The sequence below is a fragment of the Pseudomonas sp. S4_EA_1b genome (genome assembly GCF_016307435.1).
Taxonomy (GTDB): domain Bacteria; phylum Pseudomonadota; class Gammaproteobacteria; order Pseudomonadales; family Pseudomonadaceae; genus Aquipseudomonas; species Aquipseudomonas rhodesiae.
Genome location: NZ_JAEILC010000001.1, coordinates 145897 through 164255, shown reverse-complemented (window position 1 = coordinate 164255; position 18359 = coordinate 145897). Strand labels below are relative to the sequence as shown.

The following is an 18359-nucleotide window of genomic DNA, read 5'->3' as shown; positions in this document are numbered from 1 at the left end:
TTCGGAGACGCCATGGACATCCTCTACCAGATCCGCGCCCGCCAGGCGTCCTTCAGCGCCGGCGAAGGGCGCATCGCCCGGCTGATGCTGGAAGACGTGGGGTTTGCTGCGTCGGCCAGCCTGGAAGCGTTGTCCCAACGGGCGGAGGTCAGCACCGCCACCTTGTCGCGCTTTGCCCGCAGTGTGGGGTGTCGCGACCTGCGTGATCTGCGCCTGCAATTGGCTCAGGCCAGCGGCGTCGGCAGTCGCTTCCTGGACCCGGCGGGCACGCCGGAGCAATCGGCGTTTCACCGGCAGATCCTGGGGGATATCGAAACCACTCTGCGTCAGCACCTGTCGGGCTTCGATCAGGCAGGTTTCGCTGATGCCGTCAGCCTGTTGAGCCGGGCGCGCATGGTGCACGCGTTTGGCATGGGCGGGCCGTCGAGCCTGTGCAGCGACGAGTTGCAAGTACGCCTGGTGCGCCTGGGTTTTCCGATTGCGGCCTGTCATGACCCGGTGATGATGCGCGTCACCGCCGCCACGCTGGGCCCGCAGCATGTATTGATCGTCTGCTCGCTGACCGGCCTGACGCCCGAGTTGCTCGATGTGGTGGAACTGGCGCGCAACTACGACGCACGCGTTATCGCCATCACCCTCGCCGACTCTCCTTTGGCGCGCCTGGCCGACGTCGTGCTGCCGCTGCAACTGGCCGAAACCAGTTTTATCTACAAACCCACGGCGGCGCGCTACGGCATGCTGTTGGCCATTGACCTGCTCGCCACCGAGCTGGCGCTGGCCATGCCAGACGATAACCAGGAGCGCTTGCGCCGCATCAAGCTGGCCCTGGACGACTACCGCGGCGGCCCCGATGCCTTACCGCTTGGAGATTGAAATGAAGTACGACACGTTGATCCGCCAGGCGCTGATTATCGATGGCAGCAACACCCCGGGATATGTCGCCGATGTAGGACTGTTGGCCGGGCGCATCGAATCGATCGGTGACCTGTCGGCTGCCGTGGCCGAGCATCACATCGAGGCTGCCGGCCGCGTGCTGGCACCAGGGTTTATCGACGTGCACACCCATGACGACACTGTGGTGATCCGCCAACCGCAGATGCTGCCCAAACTCAGCCAGGGCGTGACCACGGTGATCGTCGGTAATTGTGGCATCAGCGCCGCGCCGGTCAGCCTGCGCGGCGATCCGCCGGACCCGATGAATCTGCTGGGTCGGCGCGACGCCTTTGCCTACCCGCGCTTTACCGACTACCGCCAGGCGGTGGAAAACGCCCATCCGGCGGTTAACGTCGCGGCGCTGATCGGCCACACGGCGCTGCGCAGCAACCATTTGGATGACCTGTACCGCACGGCCAGCCCGGCGGAAATCGCGGCCATGCGCGCGCAGTTGAAGGAAAGCCTTGAGGCGGGCGCTCTGGGTTTGTCCACCGGTCTGGCCTACGCCAGCGCGTTCAACGCCGAGACCGATGAGGTGCTGCAATTGAGCGAAGAACTCACCGCCTTCGGCGCGGTGTACACCACTCATTTGCGCAGCGAATTCGAACCGGCGCTGGAGGCCATGGACGAGGCGTTCCTGATCGGTCGGCATGCCCAGGCGCCGGTGATCATTTCCCACCTCAAATGTGCCGGCGCGGGTAACTGGGGGCGTAGTCCGCAGTTGCTGGCGTCCTTGGAACACGCCGCGAAAACCCATCCGGTGGGCTGCGATTGCTACCCCTACGCCGCCAGTTCCTCGACCCTGGACCTCAAGCAAGTCACCGATGCTTTCCCCATCACCATCACCTGGTCGACGCCGCACCCGTCCATGGGCGGGCGCGACTTGCAGGACATTGCCGCCGAGTGGGGCGTTTCGCTGCTCGACGCAGCACGTCGCCTGCAACCGGCGGGGGCGGTGTACTACGGCATGGACGAGACAGATGTGCGGCGCATCCTCGCGCATCCGTTGTCGATGGTGGGCTCTGACGGTTTGCCGGAAGACCCGTTCCCCCATCCGCGCCTGTGGGGTGCGTTCCCACGAGTGCTCGGGCACTTCAGCCGGGATGTGGGGCTGTTCCCACTGCATACGGCGGTTCACAAAATGACGGGCTTGTCGGCGGCGCGGTTTGGTTTGTCGGAGCGCGGGCAAATTCGTGAAGGGCACTGGGCAGATCTGGTGTTGTTCGATCCTCTGCGAGTGCGCGACATGGCGGATTTCAAAGCGCCGCAGCGGGCGGCAGAAGGCATCGAAGGGGTGTGGGTCAATGGCGTTTTGAGCTACCACGATGGGCAGGCCAACGGTCAACGGCCGGGTCGCTTCCTGGCGCGCAGCGGGGATTTGCGCGGTGGCTTTTCGTCTTTATAGTGGGCGCCTTCATACACGGAGCGAGCGCCATGCACTTAGGAAAAGTCACCCCCATCCTGCGGATTTTCGACGAGGCCAAGGCCTTGGAGTTCTACGTCGACTTCCTGGGTTTCAAGGTGGATTGGCAGCACCGTTTCGAGGCCAATTATCCGTTGTACCTGCAAGTGTCACTGGGCGAGTGTGTGCTGCATTTGTCCGAGCACCATGGCGATGCCTCGCCTGGCGCCGCTGTGCGTATCCAGGCACAAGGCGTGGACGGTTATCAGCAGCAATTGTTGGCCAAGGATTATCGCTACGCTAAGCCGCAGGTCGAGGAAACGCCATGGGGCTCGCGGGAGATGAGCATCAAGGACCCGTTCGGCAATCGGCTGGTGTTTGTGGAGGAGAGCGAGGGCTGAGCGGTAAATCGCAGGCAATAAAAAACCGTCTTGGTTAAGACGGTTTTTTTTTGCAATCCCGGTTTGCGGCCAGGGCTGCGGCTCACAGGAGCACTGACGTGCTGGCGATACTACTGCGGCTTCAAGGCTTTATGCAACACCTTTTGAGGATGCCGTAGACGCCAGTTTTCCGCGTTCATATCTGCAAAAAACGGCAACAACTTTTTGAGGGTAAATGGCGGTTTCTCGTCACACCTTGGCGCGGTGGCGTGAGCTAGTATCGCCCCCGTTCTGCATCATCGTGAAGAGGTTGGCTGGGTTCGCGCGCAGATATTTGGACCGACTGCCACGGGCTTGCAACCCGTGCCGGATTCACGCACGAGGACCTTAAACCTGGCCGCCTCACAGGAGCACTGACGTGCATCCGAAGGCCCACATGTTCCGGTAAGTGCGCTGGAGGTAAGGCCCAACTCACGGAGGGCCGAGTATGTCTAAGTTTGCACGACGTATGTGGAACCTCGTAGTGAACTGCCTGCGTGCTTATCACGTATGGAAGTTCCTGCGAGACAGCTTCGATGACCGCTAAGGTCTGAAAAGCGGAGCCGCCTCGGTGTATGCCGAGGCGGCTTTTTGGTTTCTTATACCCGGAAGTGACTCACCATCTGCTGCAACTGGCTGCCCAGTCGGGCCAGTTCCACACTGGATTTGGCGGTCTCCTCACTGGCGGTGGCGGTCTGCTCCGATACATCACGTACGTTGACGATGCTGCGGCTGATCTCTTCGGCCACGGCGCTCTGTTCTTCGGCGGCAGCCGCGATCTGCTGATTCATCGATTGGATGTTGGACACCGTCCGCGTGATGTTCTCCAGCGACACTCCGGCCTTGCGGGTCAGTTCCACGCTGCTGTCGGTGAGGCTGCGGCTGTTGTTCATCACCGTGGCCACTTGCTGGGTGCCGTTCTGTAAACCGGCCACCAGACCTTCGATTTCTTCAGTGGATTTCTGTGTGCGCTGGGCCAGGCCACGTACTTCGTCCGCGACCACGGCAAACCCGCGACCGGCTTCACCGGCACGCGCTGCTTCGATGGCGGCGTTGAGAGCCAGCAGGTTGGTCTGTTCGGCCACGGCCTTGATCACGTCCATGACGCTGCCGATCTTGTTGCTCTCTTGCTGCAGGTGCGTCATGGCGTCGGTGGAGCGTGCCACTTCGGCGGCCAGTCGCTCGATCTGGGCGATCGCCTCGGCCACCACCTTGTCGCCTTCACGGGCCTGGCCATCGGCATCGGACGCTGCTTGGGAGGCCTGCTCGGCGTTGCGCGCCACTTCCTGCACGGTGGCGGTCATTTCGTGCATCGCGGTGGCGACCTGGTCGGTCTCGATTTTCTGGCTGTTCACGCCGGCGCTGGTTTGCTCGGTCACGGCCGACAACTCTTCGGCGGCGCTGGCGATTTGCGTGACGCCGTCACGAATCCCGCTGATCAGTTCACGCAAGGTCGTGCCCATGCGCTGGATGCCTTGTTGCAGCACGCCCAGTTCGTCGCGACGGGTGACCTGGATGTTATGGCTCAAATCACCGGAGGCAATACGTTCCACTACGGCCAGGGTGTCCTGGATCGGGCGGGTGATCTGGCGGGTAATCACCAGCGCGGCGATGATGCCAACCAGCAGTGCCAGCAAGGTGCTGATCAATTGCAGGCTGCGGGCCTGGGCGCTTTCGGCGTCGCGGCGCTCAAGCTGAATATCGTAGAGCTTGTCGCTGATGGTGACGATATCGGCACCCTGGGTGGTCATCTCGGCCCGGGCGGCGACGATGTTGGCGTTGGCGGCCTTGTAGTTCTGCACGGCACTGCGATAGGCGCTCAGTGCGGTTTCCAGCGCGGTCAATGCGCTTTGCTGGCTGCTGCCGAACACCGCGCTCAAGCCTTTCAAGCCGTTGATGGCTTTCTCGATTTGCGCCGCAGCGCGGGCTTCGGTGTCGGGGTTGACGTTATTGGTGTAGCCGCGCACTTCGTAGCGCGCCAGCTGAAATTCTTGCTTGGCATTGGTCAGCGCCTGGAACTGCGTGAAGCGTTCCGGGCTGTCCGGCATCTGCTGCACATTGGTGTCCAGTGCTTCGATCTGAGCGTTGGCAATGTCGGCCTTGTCGCCCATGACCTGGCGTGAAGCGTTGCCGTTGCGGTAAGCCTCGCGCATTTTGTTCAGGGACTGCTGATAGGCGGTGATCACGGCCTTCTGGTCGGTCAGCAGCTTGACGTTTTCCGGGCTCTTGAAGCTGTCCAGCAGCTTCTGTTGTTGCGCGGCGAACGCATCCAGGCTGGTCTGCACATTCTGCGCAACGGCTTCGTCGCCGTTCGCCAGCATGTACTGCAAACGCACGATGCGCAGTTTGGTCAGCGACGAGTTGAGCTGAGTGATATCGCTCATCCAGTTACTGCGGTCGATCAGGCTGCCGAGGCTGGTCCAGCCGGTGAGGGCCAGGATCGAGGTGAGAACCAGCACCAGGCCGAAGCCCAGGCCGAGTTTGAGGTTGACGCTGATGTTACCGAACCAGCTGTTCATCGAATGCTCCGCAAAAGTGATTTGTCTGCTGGACGGTGTTGTTGTTTGAGCCAGCCAAGTTGAGAAGGAATGTATCGGCGGCAAAAGACGATTCTGTAGTGCTTTTATTGCGCGGGACGACGAAGGGTCACCATCGCCAGGCAGCGATGGCGCCCTTGTGCGTTTACGCGGTGGTGACGGTGGACACGATGGTCAGCCTCAGGCAGGACGCGGCGTCGCGACTCAGGTGCAGGGTATTGCGCGCTACCCGTGGGTGGTTAGCCTGGCCGCAGGGTTCGCCGCTATTGGGGTTGACGTCGAAGCGCGGGAAGTTACTGCTGGCAATGTCCAGGCGAAGTCGGTGGCCACGCTTGAACAGGTTGCAGGTAGCGAAAGGCTCGATCAGCACCTTGACCCGCTCGCCCGCTGTGAGTGGCTTCGGTTGGGTCCACGAATCGCGATAGCGACAACGCCGGATGCCGTCGGTGATGTTCATCGCGAAGCCCTCGGGGTAATCGGCGCTGGGCGGGTATACATCGATCAACTTGGCGGTGAAGTCAGTGTCGGGGGCGTCGCTGTCGATCCACAGCTCAATCTGTACGTCACCGGCGACGATCAGGTCTTCCTCCAGAGGCTCGGTCTGGAAACTCAGCACATCGTCGCGTTCGTTCAAGGGGCGGTCGTTACCACAGGTGCCGAAGAAGTCCGCGCGTTCACGTTGGTCGAAAGCCCCGCCCACGAACACCGGAGCGCCGGAGGTCAGCGCGCCGCCGATGGTCGGGACCGGGTGCGCCGGGTCGGCGAGGTAGCTCAGGCTCGCGCTGTCGGCCTCAGGTGCTGTGTGGCTCAATTGCCCGTGGGCATTGAGGTATAAGGTCAGCACCTGGCTGTCCGGCAGTGGCCATTGCGTCGATTGCAGCCAGCGCCCGCCATGCTCCAGGCGGCCGTTGCGGTCGCGATGACCACTGCCGCCGCCCATCAAAAATACCTGCACGCGGGTCTGCGCTGCTTGGGCCGAGGCGTTGAGGGTTTGCTCGAACCATGCCAGGCGGCAGCTCAGCCAGTCCTGCTCGACCTGCCCGTCAAACACTGCGGTGGGTCCGAATTCCACGTCGCCGCTGTGGCTGATGTTGCGATCACCATGTAGCCACGGTCCCATGACCAGTCGGGACTTTGCCGTGCCGTTTTGCAGGAAAGCACGGTAGTTGGCCAGGGTCGAACTGACGTAGGCGTCGTACCAACTGGACATGAATAGCACCGGAATATCAGGCAGCCGGCCATAGTGGCCTTCGGCATAGAGACCGTTCTTGCGCCAATATTCGCTGAAGCTGCCTTGGGCCCACTGGTCCAGTAAGTACGTCTCGTATTCCGGCACATGGCGCAAGGGCGATTGGCCGGGTTGCCACGGCATGCGTGTGAACCACTGAAGAATGTCTTCCTGCTCCAAGGCCTGGCGAATGTGCGGATCGGCCAGTGCCGTGGGGCTTTCCTTGGCCTGGCGAAAGGCCCAAGTGGCTTGCTTGAGTTCGAACGCGCCACCCTGGCGTATCCCGCACTGATAGGCGTTGGCGAAGCCGCCGCTGTCGAGCGCCATGCTGCTCAAGCCGGGCGGATGCAGGCACGCCATCGCCAGTTGGGTATGGGCCGCGTAAGAAAGACCCATGCTGCCAATCTTTCCGTTGCACCAGGGCTGCCGGACGATCCAGGCCAGGCTGTCGAAACCGTCTTGGCCCTCGGCGGTGTATTTGGTGAACACCCCTTGCGAGGCATAGCGGCCACGGCAGTCCTGAAAGATCGCGACAAAGCCTTGATCGGTAAAGCGCGCGGCCATTTGCTCGCGGGAGATGTGTTGGCCGTCGAGCTGTTTTTCCGAGCGCGAGGGTTTGCTCTTGTCGTAAGGCGTACGTTCGATGACTACCGGAAAAGGCCCCTCGCCCTGTGCGGGCAAGTAGATGTCGGTGGCCAGGCAAATGCCGTCGCGCATCGGGATCATCTGGTTAAGCAGGGTTTGCATGGGGGAAATACGTCCTCGCAAAGCAGTCATTGACTCAGTACCCACTCGTGACCGCGATGGCCAGCAGCACCATCGCCAGTACGGCGTAGATCAGGAACAGCGGCAGGATGTAGCGCGCCCATTGGCCCCAGCCGACATTGGCCGTGGCCAGCAGTACCAGCAAGCCGCTGGAGGTCGGGGTGATCATGTTGGTCAGGCCGTTGCCCATCAAGAACGCGAACACCGTGGTTTGTGGACTGACGCCGGACAGTTGGCCCAACGGGCCGAAGATCGGCATGGTGACGGCGGCCTGGCCTGACGTGGAGGGGATCAACACATCCAGTCCCAGTTGTGCGAAGAACATGCCGTAGGCCGACACAATCGGGCCGTGGTCACCCACCAGATTGGCCAGGCTGTTGACGATGGTGTCCAGTACCTGGCCGGTACTCAGGATGATTTCCACGGCGGTGGCCAGGCCAATCAGTACGCCGGCGATCAGGACTTTTTTCATGCCATCGACGAAGGCGCTGGCGGCGACGCTTGCCCCCAGCCCAGCGACAACGCTGAACACCACCGTCAGGAGCAGATAAAACGCCGACAGTTCGTGGTATTTCCAGGCCCAGCGGTTGGAGGCATACACCAGGAAACCGATGCCCGCCATCAAGACGATCAGGTTGATCAGGTGGCGTATGGGCAGGGGTTTGCGTTCGAACGTGATTTGCGCGCTCGCATCGAAACCGTGCTTGCGAATACTCCACAGCACGAAGGCGATCCCCACCAGCAGGAAGCTACAGTAGGCGAGCACGCGCATGCTCAGCCCGCTGAATATCGGCAGCCCGACCATTGGCTGGGCGACGGACAACGCCACCGGGTTAGAGATCGACGCGAGGTAACCGATCTTCACGGAGATTGCGACGATTGCCAGGCCGATCAGGTTCGACAGTCCCAGACGATTGGCCATGGCGACCATCAGCGGCACGATCAGAATGAATTCCTTGGCCAGCCCCATGAACGTGCTGCCGGCGGAAAACACCAGCATCAGGCTCGGCACCAGCACGTAGATATTGCCTCGAGTCAGCCCCAGCAGGCGCTCCAGCCCGGCGTCGATCACCCCGGCTTTGTTGAGCACGCCGAACATGCCGCCGATGAACAACACCATGAAGATCAGCGCCGCACGTTTCTCGATGCCCTGGGGAATCGCCATGAAACCTTCCACCAGCGACACCGGACGGGCCACTGGATCACCGGCCTTGCGCGGCTCCAGTGAAAACAGTTGGCCCAACGCATCGTGTTTTTCCAGCACTTGGTAGGACCCCGGTACCACCAGGCCGTTCTGGCGCTCGAACTTGCCCGCGTTCACCGCGTAGGTAAAAGCGACCGCTAGCAAGACGATGCATAGGAGGATGATGGTCGGGTTGATCTGTTTGCGCAGTGTCGGTTTTTCTACCCCTGCTTGAGGGGAGGTGATCTGTGGTTCGCTCATGCTGGCTGCCCCGGCGTTCGCCGTTTTTGTTATGGGGGAGTGACGTGTGTTGGGCGGACACTAGGGCAAAGTTTTTGCGCCGACAACGTTATGCGCAGGGTGGGTTGGGCTATGCGTTTTGTGGCGCCAGGCGCTGTTTGAGATGCTCGGCGAACGCGGTCACCACTCGTGAGCGGGGTTCGTTGACGCGGTAGGCCAGGCCGAATGCGTAGGGCAGCGCCGGCCGAAAAGGTCGTGTGACAATCGGCAAATGCAGGAAGTGGCTGGCCAGCAGACCATTGACGATGGACACCCCCAGACCTTCGGCGACAAAGCTGCACGCCGCGCCTACGGAATGCACTTCGACACGCACTTGGGGGGTGAGGTTGGCGGCGCGGAACACCTGATTCAGTTGCGCCCGTAAAGCGCGTTGCCGGCCCAGCATCACCAGCGGCACATTGCGCAGGTGCTGCACTTCGATGCAGGCGTGACGAGTCAGAGGGTGGTCGGCCGGCATCACGCAGACGCCTTCGGTTTGCAGCACCGGTTCGATGTCGAAATCGGGCATTTCCGTCGGCAGGCGTACGAAGCCCAGGTCGGCGGAACGGTCGAGTACGGCGCGCTCGATGGTGTCGTAGGAACCAGTCAGCAGCTCCACGACGATGTCCTCATGGTCTTTGAGAAACTCCGCAACGATAGGTGGCAACAGCTCCTGGGTCATGCTGGTGGGCACCCCGACCTTGAGCAGGCTCTTGCGCGAGCGACCTACGCGCATTTCGTCGGCCAGGCGCTGAATACGCTGCATGCCGTCCACCAGGCCGGTGACCTCCATCAGCATCTCTTCTGCTTCCGGGGTGGCTATCAGGCGGCCTTTCTTGCGTAGAAACAACACGAACCCCAGGGCTTCTTCCAGTTGGCTCAGCAGACGGCTGACCGCAGATTGCGACAGGCCCATGCGCGTTGCGGCGCCGATGGTCGAGCCGGTGGACATGATCGCCTTGAAGGCTTCGAGTTGCTTGAGATTCACCATGGTTTTCCTGGCGGTTGCGAGCGGCAATTGCTGCTTTGCGCATAGCCTGATGCGCATCTCGCATAACGTTGTAGGGCTTTCGACGAGCCGTTAGTGTCCGCTCCATCGCGACATTCCGTCCAGTGTGTCGCGCCATCGAACTGCCCATAAAAAACCATAAAAAGGCATTGAGGAAGCGGCCATGCGCAGACTGATCAACAGGGGAAAAATAGTCTCGGCGAGCCTGATGGCAAGCCTGTCACCGGCGCTTATGGCGCAAGGCTTCTGGGAGGATTCCCACGGGCGATTGACCTTGCGCAATTTCTATTTCAACGACGGTTACCGCGATGGCGGCGAAGATCGCAAAGAGTGGGCGCAGGGTTTTCTGCTCAACCTGCAGTCCGGCTATACCGAGGGCACCGTGGGGTTTGGCCTGGATGCACTCGGCCTTGCCGGGCTGCGCCTTGATTCCAGGCCCACCCATGCCGGAACCGGCCTGTTGCCGGTGCACGACGATGGCCACGCGGCCAGTGAATTCTCCAGCCTGGGCGTCACCGCGAAGCTGCGCTGGGGCGATGCGGTGGTGAAAAGCGGCACGTTATTGCCCAAGATCCCAGTGTTGGTGCACAACGATGGGCGCCTGTTGCCGCAAACGTTCCAGGGTACCCAGTTGGAATACACCGGCATTCCTGACCTGTACCTGCACACCGGGCATCTGGATCGGTTCAAGCAGCGCAACTCCACCGACAGCGTGGCTATTTATCCTCAGGGCTACACCGGCAAACGTGGCAGCGACTTCGACTTCGCCGGGGCCACCTATGCTTTGACGCCGAGCCTGAGCGCAACGTGGTATTACGGCGAGATGCGTGAGTTCTATCGCCAGCAATTCTTCGGCCTTGTCCATAAACAACCGGTTGGACGTGGCTCGCTGACTAGCGACGTGCGCTACTTCATCAGCGGCGAGGCGGGGGAGGCGCGTAATGGCAAGGTCGACAGTGACCTTTTCAGCGGGCTGTTCACTTACCGGCTGGGCGCACAAGCGTTCGGCGTCGGCTATCAGAAGGTGCGGGGCGATACTGCGTTGCCGTATGCCAGCGTATCGACGGTGTATTCCTTCAGTAATGCCGGTGTGGGCAAGTTCATCCAGGCGGGTGAGCAAACCTGGATGCTGCGCTACGACTACGATTTTGCCGACGTGCTCCCCGGCCTGAGCTTTATGACCCGTTACTACAAGGGTGAGAACGGTGACTACAAGGGGCGTGAGGCCCGCGAATGGGAATCCGACACCAATCTGCGCTATGTGATCCAGGACAGCACTTTCAAAGGTCTTGGGGTGGAGGTGCGCAAGGCGACCTATCGTTCGACCTACGCCAGTGACCGGGACAATTATCGGCTCTATCTCACATACGACCTGGCACTCTGGTAGTCGGGGCGGGGGCTGATCACAGGGCTGTCTTGTGTGCTAGTCTGCTGGCCCTTTTAGTTTTGGGCGGTGCGGGAGACAGTGTTTTCAGTACCGTCCTACAGCGGAGCCTCTTCATGTCCGAAGTTAATCTGTCCACCGACGAAACCCGCGTCAGCTACGGTATCGGCCGTCAGTTGGGCGACCAACTGCGCGACAACCCGCCACCGGGCGTGAGCCTGGACGCGATCCTGGCCGGCCTGACCGACGCTTTCGCGGGCAAGCCAAGCCGTGTTGATCAGGAACAAATGGCTGCCAGCTTCAAGGTGATCCGCGAAGTCATGCAAGCTGAAGCAGCTGCCAAGGCTGAAGCGGCCGCCGGTGCCGGCCTGGCCTTCCTGGCTGAAAACGCCAAGCGCGAAGGCATCACCACCCTGGCTTCCGGCCTGCAATTTGAAGTGCTGACCCAGGGCGACGGCGCCAAGCCGACCCGTGAAGACCAAGTGCGTACCCACTACCACGGCACCCTGATCGACGGCACTGTGTTCGACAGCTCCTACGAGCGTGGCCAGCCAGCCGAATTCCCGGTCGGCGGCGTGATCGCCGGTTGGACCGAAGCTCTGCAACTGATGAATGCCGGCAGCAAATGGCGCCTGTACGTGCCGAGCGAGCTGGCTTACGGCGCTCAAGGCGTTGGCAGCATCCCGCCGCACAGCGTTCTGGTGTTTGACGTCGAGCTGCTCGACGTTCTGTAAGACTGTTGGCTGATCACCTGTAGGAGCGAGTTTGCTCGCTCCTACAGTGTTGGGTGGCGTAGCTCATGGATGAAACTTGCCATTGAGCTCAGTGGTCGGGCGCAAGGCTCGGGCATAGCAGAACAAAAACAGGTTACGCACCACCTCCTTGAGCACACCGGGTTCGCTCGAACTCAAGCCGTTTACGTCCAGGTCGCCCTGGTCTTGCAGTTCATTCAACGCTTCTTCTTCAAGCACCGCGCAGACTTCGCCGGTTTCCCGATGCAGGATCCGCAGGTAAGGGTGTGGGCGATCCAGCCAGGCGTCGATCAAATAAGTCATGGTCAATTCTCCTTGATGAGTTTCAATGAGAATAATTCTTATTCGCTGAATAGCAAGTGCCTATTGGCGATTTGCTGTTTTTTCTGGAAGGGCATTGCGTTCGGTCAACGCAGAGGGCGAAACGCCATCCCGCGGCGGGCGCGGGATGGAAGCAGCAGATTCAGACTTTGCGCACGAACTCGGACTTGAGTTTCATCGGGCCGATGCCGTCGATCTTGCAATCGATATCGTGGTCACCGTCGCACAGGCGAATGTTCTTCACCTTGGTGCCGACTTTTACTACCAGCGAGGTGCCCTTGACCTTGAGGTCTTTGATCACGGTGATGGTGTCGCCGTCCTGCAGCACGTTGCCCACGGAGTCCTTCTTAACGGTTTCATCGCCGGCTGCTTCGGTCTCGCCATTGGCGGACCACTCATGGGCGCATTCCGGGCAGATCAGTTGAGTGCCGTCTTCGTAGGTGAATTCGGAATTGCATTTCGGGCAGGGTGGCAAAGTGCTCACTTGCGCTCCTTAAAGGTCAGGATGGCTAAAGTCGCACATTGTATAGGGATTTATGGTCTTACAGGTTGAATGAAATCTAAATGTGGAAGGAGACAAGCTCCTCCCACATTGGAATGACCTAGTGCGTACGGGCTACCGCGAACTCACTCAGCTCAACCAGGGCGTCCCGGTATTCGCTGGCGGGCAGGGCGTCCAGGCACTGGATGGCACGGGCTACGTAGTCACGGGCCAGTTGCGCGGTGTATTCCAGCGAACCAGACGCCTCGACGGCCTCACGGATGCTTTCCAGGTCTTCGATCCCGCCTTTCTGGATGGCTTTGCGCACCAGGGCAGCCTGCTCCGGCGTACCTTCGCGCATGGTGTAGATCAGCGGCAGGGTGGGCTTGCCTTCGGCCAGGTCGTCGCCGACGTTCTTGCCCAGGGTTTCGGCGTCGCCACGGTAGTCGAGCAAATCGTCCACCAGCTGGAATGCCACGCCCAGATGATCGCCGAACTTACGCAAGGCTTCGGCCTGCTCGGCGGTCGCGCCGCACAAAGCGGCGGCGCTGTGGGTGGAGGCTTCGAAGAGCATCGCGGTTTTGCCGCGAATCACTTCCATGTAGGTTTCTTCGGTGGTGCTGGCGTCACGCACCTTGGACAGTTGCAGCACTTCGCCCTCGGCGATGATGCGCGTGGCCTGGGACAGGATTTTCATAACCGGCATTGAGCCCAGCTCGACCATCATTTCGAACGAGCGCGAATACAGGAAGTCACCCACCAGCACGCTGGGCGCGTTGCCCCACATGGCATTGGCGGTCTCGCGGCCACGGCGCATGCCGGACATGTCGACCACGTCGTCATGCAGCAGGGTGGCGGTGTGCAGGAATTCAATGGTGGCGGCCAGCAAGCGCAGGTCATCGCCTTCGCGGCCCAGGGCCTTGCCGCACAGCAACACTAATAAAGGACGCAGGCGTTTGCCGCCGGCCGACGTAATGTAGTCGCCAATTTTGGAGACCAGCGGCACTTTAGATGTCAGCTGCTGCTTGATGATGCCGTCGACGGCGCTAAAATCGTCCGCGACCGCGCGGTAGAAAGCTTGGGGTTGCATCAGCGACAGTCGCTCCAGAAGGGTTGCGCGGCATGCTAGGACCCAGGCCCCGCAGTGTCAAGGCGCGATGGACGGCCTCTTGCAACACCCATTTACCTTGCGTACAATCGCGCACCCTGAACTTCCTGGGCAGCACCTGCCTTACGCAATTGCATTCGGGACGTCCATCCCATGCAGCCATGCCAGCCAATACCTCTTCTTATAAAGCGCTGGGTGAGCAGGATTATCGGAGAAATACCATGTCGTACGCAGTAATTGTTACTGGTGGCAAGCAATACAAGGTCGCCCCAGGTGAATACCTGAAGATCGAAAAACTGGAAATCGCTACCGGCGAATCCGTGACTTTTGATCGCGTTCTGTTGGTCGCCAATGGCGATGACGTGAACATCGGCGCTCCAGTCGTTGCTGGCGCTACCGTTGTGGCTGAAGTGATCTCCCAAGGTCGTCACGATAAAGTCCGCATCATCAAGTTCCGTCGTCGTAAGCACCACATGAAGCGTATGGGCCACCGCCAGTGGTACACCGAGATCAAAATCACCGGTATTCAGGCTTAATTTCAGCCTAATTCCTCACTAGGAGAATTGACTCATGGCACACAAAAAAGCTGGTGGTAGTACCCGTAACGGTCGCGACTCAGAAGCCAAACGCCTTGGCGTGAAGATGTATGGCGGCCAGAAAATCATTCCGGGCAACATCATCGTGCGTCAGCGCGGCACCCAATTCCACGCTGGCTACGGCGTTGGCATGGGTAAAGATCACACCCTCTTCGCTAAAATCGAAGGCGTGATCAAGTTTGAAGTAAAAGGCGCGTTCAACCGCCGTTACGTGAGCGTTGTCGCAGCTTAATTGCGAGATCGCTGGAAAAGCCCTGTCTTGCGACGGGGCTTTTTCGTTTGTGGAGTGAGTCTCTTGCAAAGCTGTTTGTGATGGGCAAGAGCAGCGGATTTTGCGGATGTTGCTTGAGGTCGCTGCGCTCATTTTTGCAAGAGTCTTATGTCTTGGTTTCTTAAGCTCGTCCATGCGACGAGAGGCGTTTTGTTATGAAGTTCGTTGATGAAGTTTCCATCCGAGTAAAAGCAGGCGACGGCGGTAACGGTTGCATGAGTTTCCGTCGCGAAAAATTCATCGAAAACGGTGGCCCCAACGGCGGCGACGGCGGTGACGGCGGTTCCATCTACATGATGGCCGACGAAAACCTCAACACCCTGGTCGACTACCGTTACACCCGGCACTTCGATGCCGAGCGTGGCTCCAACGGCGGCAGCACCGACTGCACCGGTAAGAAGGGTGAAGACCTGGTCCTGCGCGTACCCGTAGGCACCACGATCATCGACTCGGCGACCCAGGAAGTGATCGGCGACCTGACCAAGGCCGGTCAGAAACTGATGGTGGTACAGGGCGGCTGGCACGGTTTGGGTAACACCCGATTCAAATCCAGTACCAACCGTGCGCCGCGCCAGACTACGCCGGGCAAGCCGGGCGAGCAGCGTGACCTCAAGCTGGAAATGAAAGTACTGGCGGACGTGGGCCTGCTGGGTCTGCCGAACGCTGGCAAGAGTACCTTTATCCGCTCGGTATCGGCCGCCAAGCCGAAAGTCGCCGACTACCCGTTCACCACCCTGGTACCTAACCTGGGCGTGGTCAGCGTTGACCGCTGGAAAAGCTTCGTGATCGCCGACATTCCCGGCTTGATCGAAGGCGCTTCCGACGGTGCTGGCTTGGGTATTCGCTTCCTCAAGCACTTGTCCCGCACCCGTTTGCTGCTGCACCTCGTCGACATGGCGCCGTTGGATGACACCAGCGCGCCGGACGCCGCCGAAGTGATCGTCAGCGAACTGACCAAGTTCAGCCCCTCCCTGGCCGAGCGTGATCGTTGGCTGGTGCTGAACAAGTGCGACCAGATCCTCGAAGAAGAACACGAGGAACGCGTCAAGGAAATCGTCGATCGCCTGGAATGGACCGGTCCGGTCTATGTGATCTCGGCCATCGCCAAAGAAGGCACCGAGCGCCTGACCCGTGACATCATGCGCTACCTGGAAGACCGCGCCGACCGCCTGGCGGCCGATCCAGTGTTCAAGGCCGAACTGGCCGAACTCGACCAGCGTATCGAAGACGAAGCCCGCGCCCAACTGCAGGCCCTGGATGACCAGCGTGCCCTGCGCCGTAGCGGCGTTAAGTCGGTCCACGACATCGGCGACGATGATTGGGACGAAGAAGATGTGGATGACGAAGACGGTCCGGAAATCATTTACGTGCGCGACTGATTCGTTGCAGTAAACTTAAGCGCCGCTCACTTGAGCGGCGTTTTGGTATCTGTAGTCTTTAAAGTAGCCACGAATAACGTTATGGGCCGCGCTGGGTCGCGCAGCCCTCACTCTAAGGTTGAAGATGATGCGGAGCAAAGTGACAGGCGCGCAGCGCTGGGTCGTAAAGATCGGCAGTGCGCTGCTGACGGCGGATGGCAAGGGGCTGGATCGCGCAGCCATGAGCGTCTGGGTCGAGCAGATGGTGGCCTTGCATGAGGCCGGTGTTGAATTGGTGCTGGTGTCGTCCGGGGCGGTTGCCGCCGGCATGAGCCGCCTCGGCTGGACCGCGCGACCCAGCGCGATGCACGAGCTGCAGGCAGCGGCCGCCATCGGCCAGATGGGCCTGGTGCAAGCCTGGGAATCCAGCTTTGCCGAGCACGGCCGTCACACCGCGCAGATCCTGCTGACCCACGACGACCTGTCCGACCGCAAGCGCTACCTGAACGCCCGCAGCACCTTGCGCGCCCTGGTGGAGCTCAAGGTGATCCCGGTGATCAACGAGAACGATACCGTGGTCACCGACGAAATCCGCTTCGGCGACAACGACACCCTGGCCGCCCTGGTGGCCAACCTGGTGGAAGCCGATCTGTTGGTGATCCTCACCGACCGCGACGGCATGTTCGACGCCGACCCGCGCAACAACCCCGATGCCCAGCTTATTTACGAAGCGCGCGCCGATGACCCGGCGCTCGATGCCGTGGCCGGCAGTGTCGGCGGTGCTTTGGGCCGTGGCGGTATGCAGACCAAGCTGCGCGCTGCGCGCCTGGCGGCGCGTTCCGGCGCGCACACCATTATCGTCGGTGGCCGCTTGGAGCGTGTGCTGGACCGTCTCAAGGCCGGCGAGCGCATCGGCACCTTGCTGTCGCCGGAGCGCGGCATGTTGGCGGCACGCAAGCAGTGGCTGGCGGGGCATTTGCAAACCCGTGGCACTCTGGTGCTGGACAACGGCGCTGTGGCGGCGTTGTCCCAAGGCAACAAAAGCCTGTTGCCGGTTGGCGTCAAGCAGGTTCAGGGCAGCTTCCGCCGTGGCGAGATGGTGGTCTGCGTGGCGCCGGACGGTCGTGAGATCGCCCGCGGCCTGGCCAACTACAGCGCTCTGGAAGCGCAAAAAATCATCGGGCAGCCGTCCGACGCGATTGTCGGTCTATTGGGTTACATGGCGGAGCCGGAACTGGTGCACCGCGATAACCTGATCCTGGTTTAACCAAAGGAATACACGATGCGCGTAATGAAAGGATTGCTCGGCCTGCTGTTGGCCATGCCGCTGCTGGCGTCTGCCGAGGAAGTTGGCCAGGTGTCGACGGTGTTCAAGTTCGTCGGCCCCAATGACCGGATTGTGGTCGAAGCGTTCGATGACCCCAAGGTCGAAGGCGTGACCTGCTACCTCTCGCGCGCCAAGACTGGCGGCGTGAAAGGCGGCCTTGGTCTGGCCGAAGACCGCGCCGAAGCCTCGATCGCCTGCCGTCAGGTCGGGCCGATCCGCTTCAAGGGCGAACTCATGGATGGCGACGAAGTGTTCAAGGAGCGCACGTCGCTGGTGTTCAAGACCATGCAGGTGGTGCGTTTCCTCGACAAGAAGCGCAATACCCTGGTGTACCTGGTCTACAGCGACCGCCTGATCGAGGGCAGCCCGCAGAATGCCGTCACGGCGATTCCTATTTTGCCGTGGCCGACCGCTCAGTAACCCGCAGGCGGGTTTTTTAATCGCCGTCTATGATTGCAGGCTTGCGGTCTGTACTCTCGAACAGCCGCATTGCATAGAACATGGGATATCTGGAGTTCGTCATGAGTGCTTTCCACGACCTGAAACTCAAAGCTTTAGACGGACAGGAGCTGCCGCTGGCGCCTTTCAAGGGGCAAGTTGTGCTGGTGGTCAACGTTGCGTCCAAGTGCGGTTTGACCCCGCAATATGCGGCGTTGGAAAACCTCTACCAACAGTACAAAGGCCGCGGATTTACCGTGCTGGGCCTGCCGTGCAACCAGTTTGCCGGCCAGGAACCCGGCAGCGAGGAAGAAATCCGCGCGTTCTGCAGCCTGAACTACGGCGTGACTTTCCCCCTGGGCAGCAAACTCGACGTGAATGGCCCTGAGCGTCACCAGTTGTACCGCCTGCTGGCGGGCGAGGGTGCTGAGTTTCCTGGGGATATCACCTGGAACTTCGAAAAATTCCTGCTGGGTAAAGATGGCCGCGTGCTTGCGCGCTTCTCGCCGCGCACGGCGCCGGATGATCCGACGGTCATTCAGGCCATCGAAAAAGCCTTGTCCTGATC

At 60.7% G+C, this 18359-nt stretch carries 17 protein-coding genes and 2 pseudogenes; 11 read left to right on the top strand and 8 right to left on the bottom strand.

Annotated features, from left to right (window positions below):
- The first annotated feature begins 12 nt into the window (after positions 1-12).
- Genes YA0848_RS00765 through YA0848_RS00755 form a run of 3 tightly spaced genes read left to right on the top strand, consistent with a single transcriptional unit; the run spans position 13 to position 2736 of the window.
- Positions 13-873 (top strand): MurR/RpiR family transcriptional regulator, encoded by an 861-nt coding sequence (locus YA0848_RS00765; RefSeq protein ID WP_198731211.1) that lies wholly within the window; start codon positions 13-15, stop codon positions 871-873.
- Position 874: 1 nt separating this feature from the next.
- Positions 875-2338 (top strand): N-acyl-D-amino-acid deacylase family protein, encoded by a 1464-nt coding sequence (locus tag YA0848_RS00760; RefSeq protein WP_184316470.1) that lies wholly within the window; start codon positions 875-877, stop codon positions 2336-2338.
- A 29-nt stretch (positions 2339-2367) separates the two neighbouring features.
- A complete protein-coding gene (locus YA0848_RS00755) occupies positions 2368-2736 on the top strand; it encodes a glyoxalase superfamily protein (RefSeq protein WP_034100565.1) in 369 nt (122 codons plus the stop codon).
- A 617-nt stretch (positions 2737-3353) separates the two neighbouring features.
- Here YA0848_RS00755 and YA0848_RS36575 read toward each other — a convergent pair.
- From YA0848_RS36575 to YA0848_RS00735, 5 genes and pseudogenes are all read right to left on the bottom strand, one after another.
- Positions 3354-3950, bottom strand: a pseudogene (locus YA0848_RS36575) (methyl-accepting chemotaxis protein); the annotation flags it as partial.
- Between the two features lie 258 nt (positions 3951-4208).
- Positions 4209-5273 (bottom strand): annotated as a pseudogene (locus YA0848_RS36570) (methyl-accepting chemotaxis protein); the annotation flags it as partial.
- Between the two features lie 163 nt (positions 5274-5436).
- Positions 5437-7266, bottom strand: coding sequence for a CocE/NonD family hydrolase (locus YA0848_RS00745; protein ID WP_034100563.1), 1830 nt, complete (start codon positions 7264-7266; stop codon positions 5437-5439).
- A 34-nt stretch (positions 7267-7300) separates the two neighbouring features.
- Complete coding sequence (locus YA0848_RS00740; RefSeq protein WP_034100562.1) at positions 7301-8728, bottom strand: YfcC family protein; 1428 nt, start codon at positions 8726-8728, stop codon at positions 7301-7303.
- Between the two features lie 109 nt (positions 8729-8837).
- Positions 8838-9734, bottom strand: a complete 897-nt coding sequence (locus tag YA0848_RS00735) for a LysR substrate-binding domain-containing protein (RefSeq protein ID WP_034100624.1) — start codon at positions 9732-9734, stop codon at positions 8838-8840.
- Between the two features lie 184 nt (positions 9735-9918).
- On the opposite strand from YA0848_RS00735, the gene YA0848_RS00730 reads away from it, so the two are divergent.
- Together YA0848_RS00730 and YA0848_RS00725 are read left to right on the top strand one after the other, a co-directional pair.
- Entirely contained in the window at positions 9919-11142 is a 1224-nt protein-coding gene (locus tag YA0848_RS00730) for an OprD family porin (protein WP_169903799.1), read from the top strand.
- Between the two features lie 113 nt (positions 11143-11255).
- On the top strand, positions 11256-11873 hold the full coding sequence (locus tag YA0848_RS00725) for an FKBP-type peptidyl-prolyl cis-trans isomerase (RefSeq protein WP_034100560.1): 618 nt from the start codon (positions 11256-11258) through the stop codon (positions 11871-11873).
- A 63-nt stretch (positions 11874-11936) separates the two neighbouring features.
- On the opposite strand, the gene YA0848_RS00720 is transcribed toward YA0848_RS00725, so the two are convergent.
- From YA0848_RS00720 to YA0848_RS00710, 3 genes are all read right to left on the bottom strand, one after another.
- Positions 11937-12194: a PA4570 family protein gene (locus YA0848_RS00720; RefSeq protein ID WP_024077374.1), complete on the bottom strand. Its 258-nt coding sequence runs from the start codon at positions 12192-12194 to the stop codon at positions 11937-11939.
- A 160-nt stretch (positions 12195-12354) separates the two neighbouring features.
- The gene (locus tag YA0848_RS00715) at positions 12355-12696 is read right to left on the bottom strand and encodes a zinc ribbon domain-containing protein YjdM (protein WP_034100559.1); all 342 of its coding nucleotides are present in this window, start codon (positions 12694-12696) and stop codon (positions 12355-12357) included.
- A gap of 118 nt (positions 12697-12814) precedes the next feature.
- Positions 12815-13783 (bottom strand): polyprenyl synthetase family protein, encoded by a 969-nt coding sequence (locus tag YA0848_RS00710; RefSeq protein ID WP_034100558.1) that lies wholly within the window; start codon positions 13781-13783, stop codon positions 12815-12817.
- A gap of 239 nt (positions 13784-14022) precedes the next feature.
- On the opposite strand from YA0848_RS00710, the gene rplU reads away from it, so the two are divergent.
- The 6 genes from rplU (at position 14023) to YA0848_RS00680 (ending at position 18357) form a co-directional block, all read left to right on the top strand.
- The gene (gene rplU / locus YA0848_RS00705) at positions 14023-14337 is read left to right on the top strand and encodes a 50S ribosomal protein L21 (protein WP_003176051.1); all 315 of its coding nucleotides are present in this window, start codon (positions 14023-14025) and stop codon (positions 14335-14337) included.
- A 34-nt stretch (positions 14338-14371) separates the two neighbouring features.
- On the top strand, positions 14372-14629 hold the full coding sequence (gene rpmA / locus YA0848_RS00700) for a 50S ribosomal protein L27 (RefSeq protein WP_003176049.1): 258 nt from the start codon (positions 14372-14374) through the stop codon (positions 14627-14629).
- A 194-nt stretch (positions 14630-14823) separates the two neighbouring features.
- Positions 14824-16047 carry an Obg family GTPase CgtA gene (cgtA, locus tag YA0848_RS00695; protein WP_024077369.1) on the top strand — a complete coding sequence of 408 codons (1224 nt, stop codon included), beginning with the start codon at positions 14824-14826 and terminating at the stop codon, positions 16045-16047.
- A 127-nt stretch (positions 16048-16174) separates the two neighbouring features.
- Positions 16175-17293, top strand: coding sequence for a glutamate 5-kinase (proB, locus tag YA0848_RS00690; RefSeq protein ID WP_034100557.1), 1119 nt, complete (start codon positions 16175-16177; stop codon positions 17291-17293).
- A gap of 15 nt (positions 17294-17308) precedes the next feature.
- Positions 17309-17773, top strand: a complete 465-nt coding sequence (locus YA0848_RS00685) for a CreA family protein (RefSeq protein ID WP_034115068.1) — start codon at positions 17309-17311, stop codon at positions 17771-17773.
- 101 nt (positions 17774-17874) lie between these two features.
- A complete protein-coding gene (locus YA0848_RS00680) occupies positions 17875-18357 on the top strand; it encodes a glutathione peroxidase (RefSeq protein ID WP_034115067.1) in 483 nt (160 codons plus the stop codon).
- The last annotated feature ends 2 nt before the right edge of the window (positions 18358-18359 follow it).

Coding starts and splice junctions, on each gene's coding strand:
- proB (WP_034100557.1), top strand. CDS start 16,175: ATGCGGAGCAAAGTGACAGGCGCGCAGCGCTGGGTCGTAAAGATCGGC.
- YA0848_RS00720 (WP_024077374.1), bottom strand. CDS start 12,194: ATGACTTATTTGATCGACGCCTGGCTGGATCGCCCACACCCTTACCTG.
- YA0848_RS00760 (WP_184316470.1), top strand. CDS start 875: ATGAAGTACGACACGTTGATCCGCCAGGCGCTGATTATCGATGGCAGC.
- YA0848_RS00730 (WP_169903799.1), top strand. CDS start 9,919: ATGCGCAGACTGATCAACAGGGGAAAAATAGTCTCGGCGAGCCTGATG.
- YA0848_RS00685 (WP_034115068.1), top strand. CDS start 17,309: ATGCGCGTAATGAAAGGATTGCTCGGCCTGCTGTTGGCCATGCCGCTG.
- YA0848_RS00710 (WP_034100558.1), bottom strand. CDS start 13,783: ATGCAACCCCAAGCTTTCTACCGCGCGGTCGCGGACGATTTTAGCGCC.
- YA0848_RS00745 (WP_034100563.1), bottom strand. CDS start 7,266: ATGCAAACCCTGCTTAACCAGATGATCCCGATGCGCGACGGCATTTGC.
- YA0848_RS00680 (WP_034115067.1), top strand. CDS start 17,875: ATGAGTGCTTTCCACGACCTGAAACTCAAAGCTTTAGACGGACAGGAG.
- YA0848_RS00765 (WP_198731211.1), top strand. CDS start 13: ATGGACATCCTCTACCAGATCCGCGCCCGCCAGGCGTCCTTCAGCGCC.
- YA0848_RS00725 (WP_034100560.1), top strand. CDS start 11,256: ATGTCCGAAGTTAATCTGTCCACCGACGAAACCCGCGTCAGCTACGGT.
- rplU (WP_003176051.1), top strand. CDS start 14,023: ATGTCGTACGCAGTAATTGTTACTGGTGGCAAGCAATACAAGGTCGCC.
- YA0848_RS00740 (WP_034100562.1), bottom strand. CDS start 8,728: ATGAGCGAACCACAGATCACCTCCCCTCAAGCAGGGGTAGAAAAACCG.
- rpmA (WP_003176049.1), top strand. CDS start 14,372: ATGGCACACAAAAAAGCTGGTGGTAGTACCCGTAACGGTCGCGACTCA.
- YA0848_RS00755 (WP_034100565.1), top strand. CDS start 2,368: ATGCACTTAGGAAAAGTCACCCCCATCCTGCGGATTTTCGACGAGGCC.
- cgtA (WP_024077369.1), top strand. CDS start 14,824: ATGAAGTTCGTTGATGAAGTTTCCATCCGAGTAAAAGCAGGCGACGGC.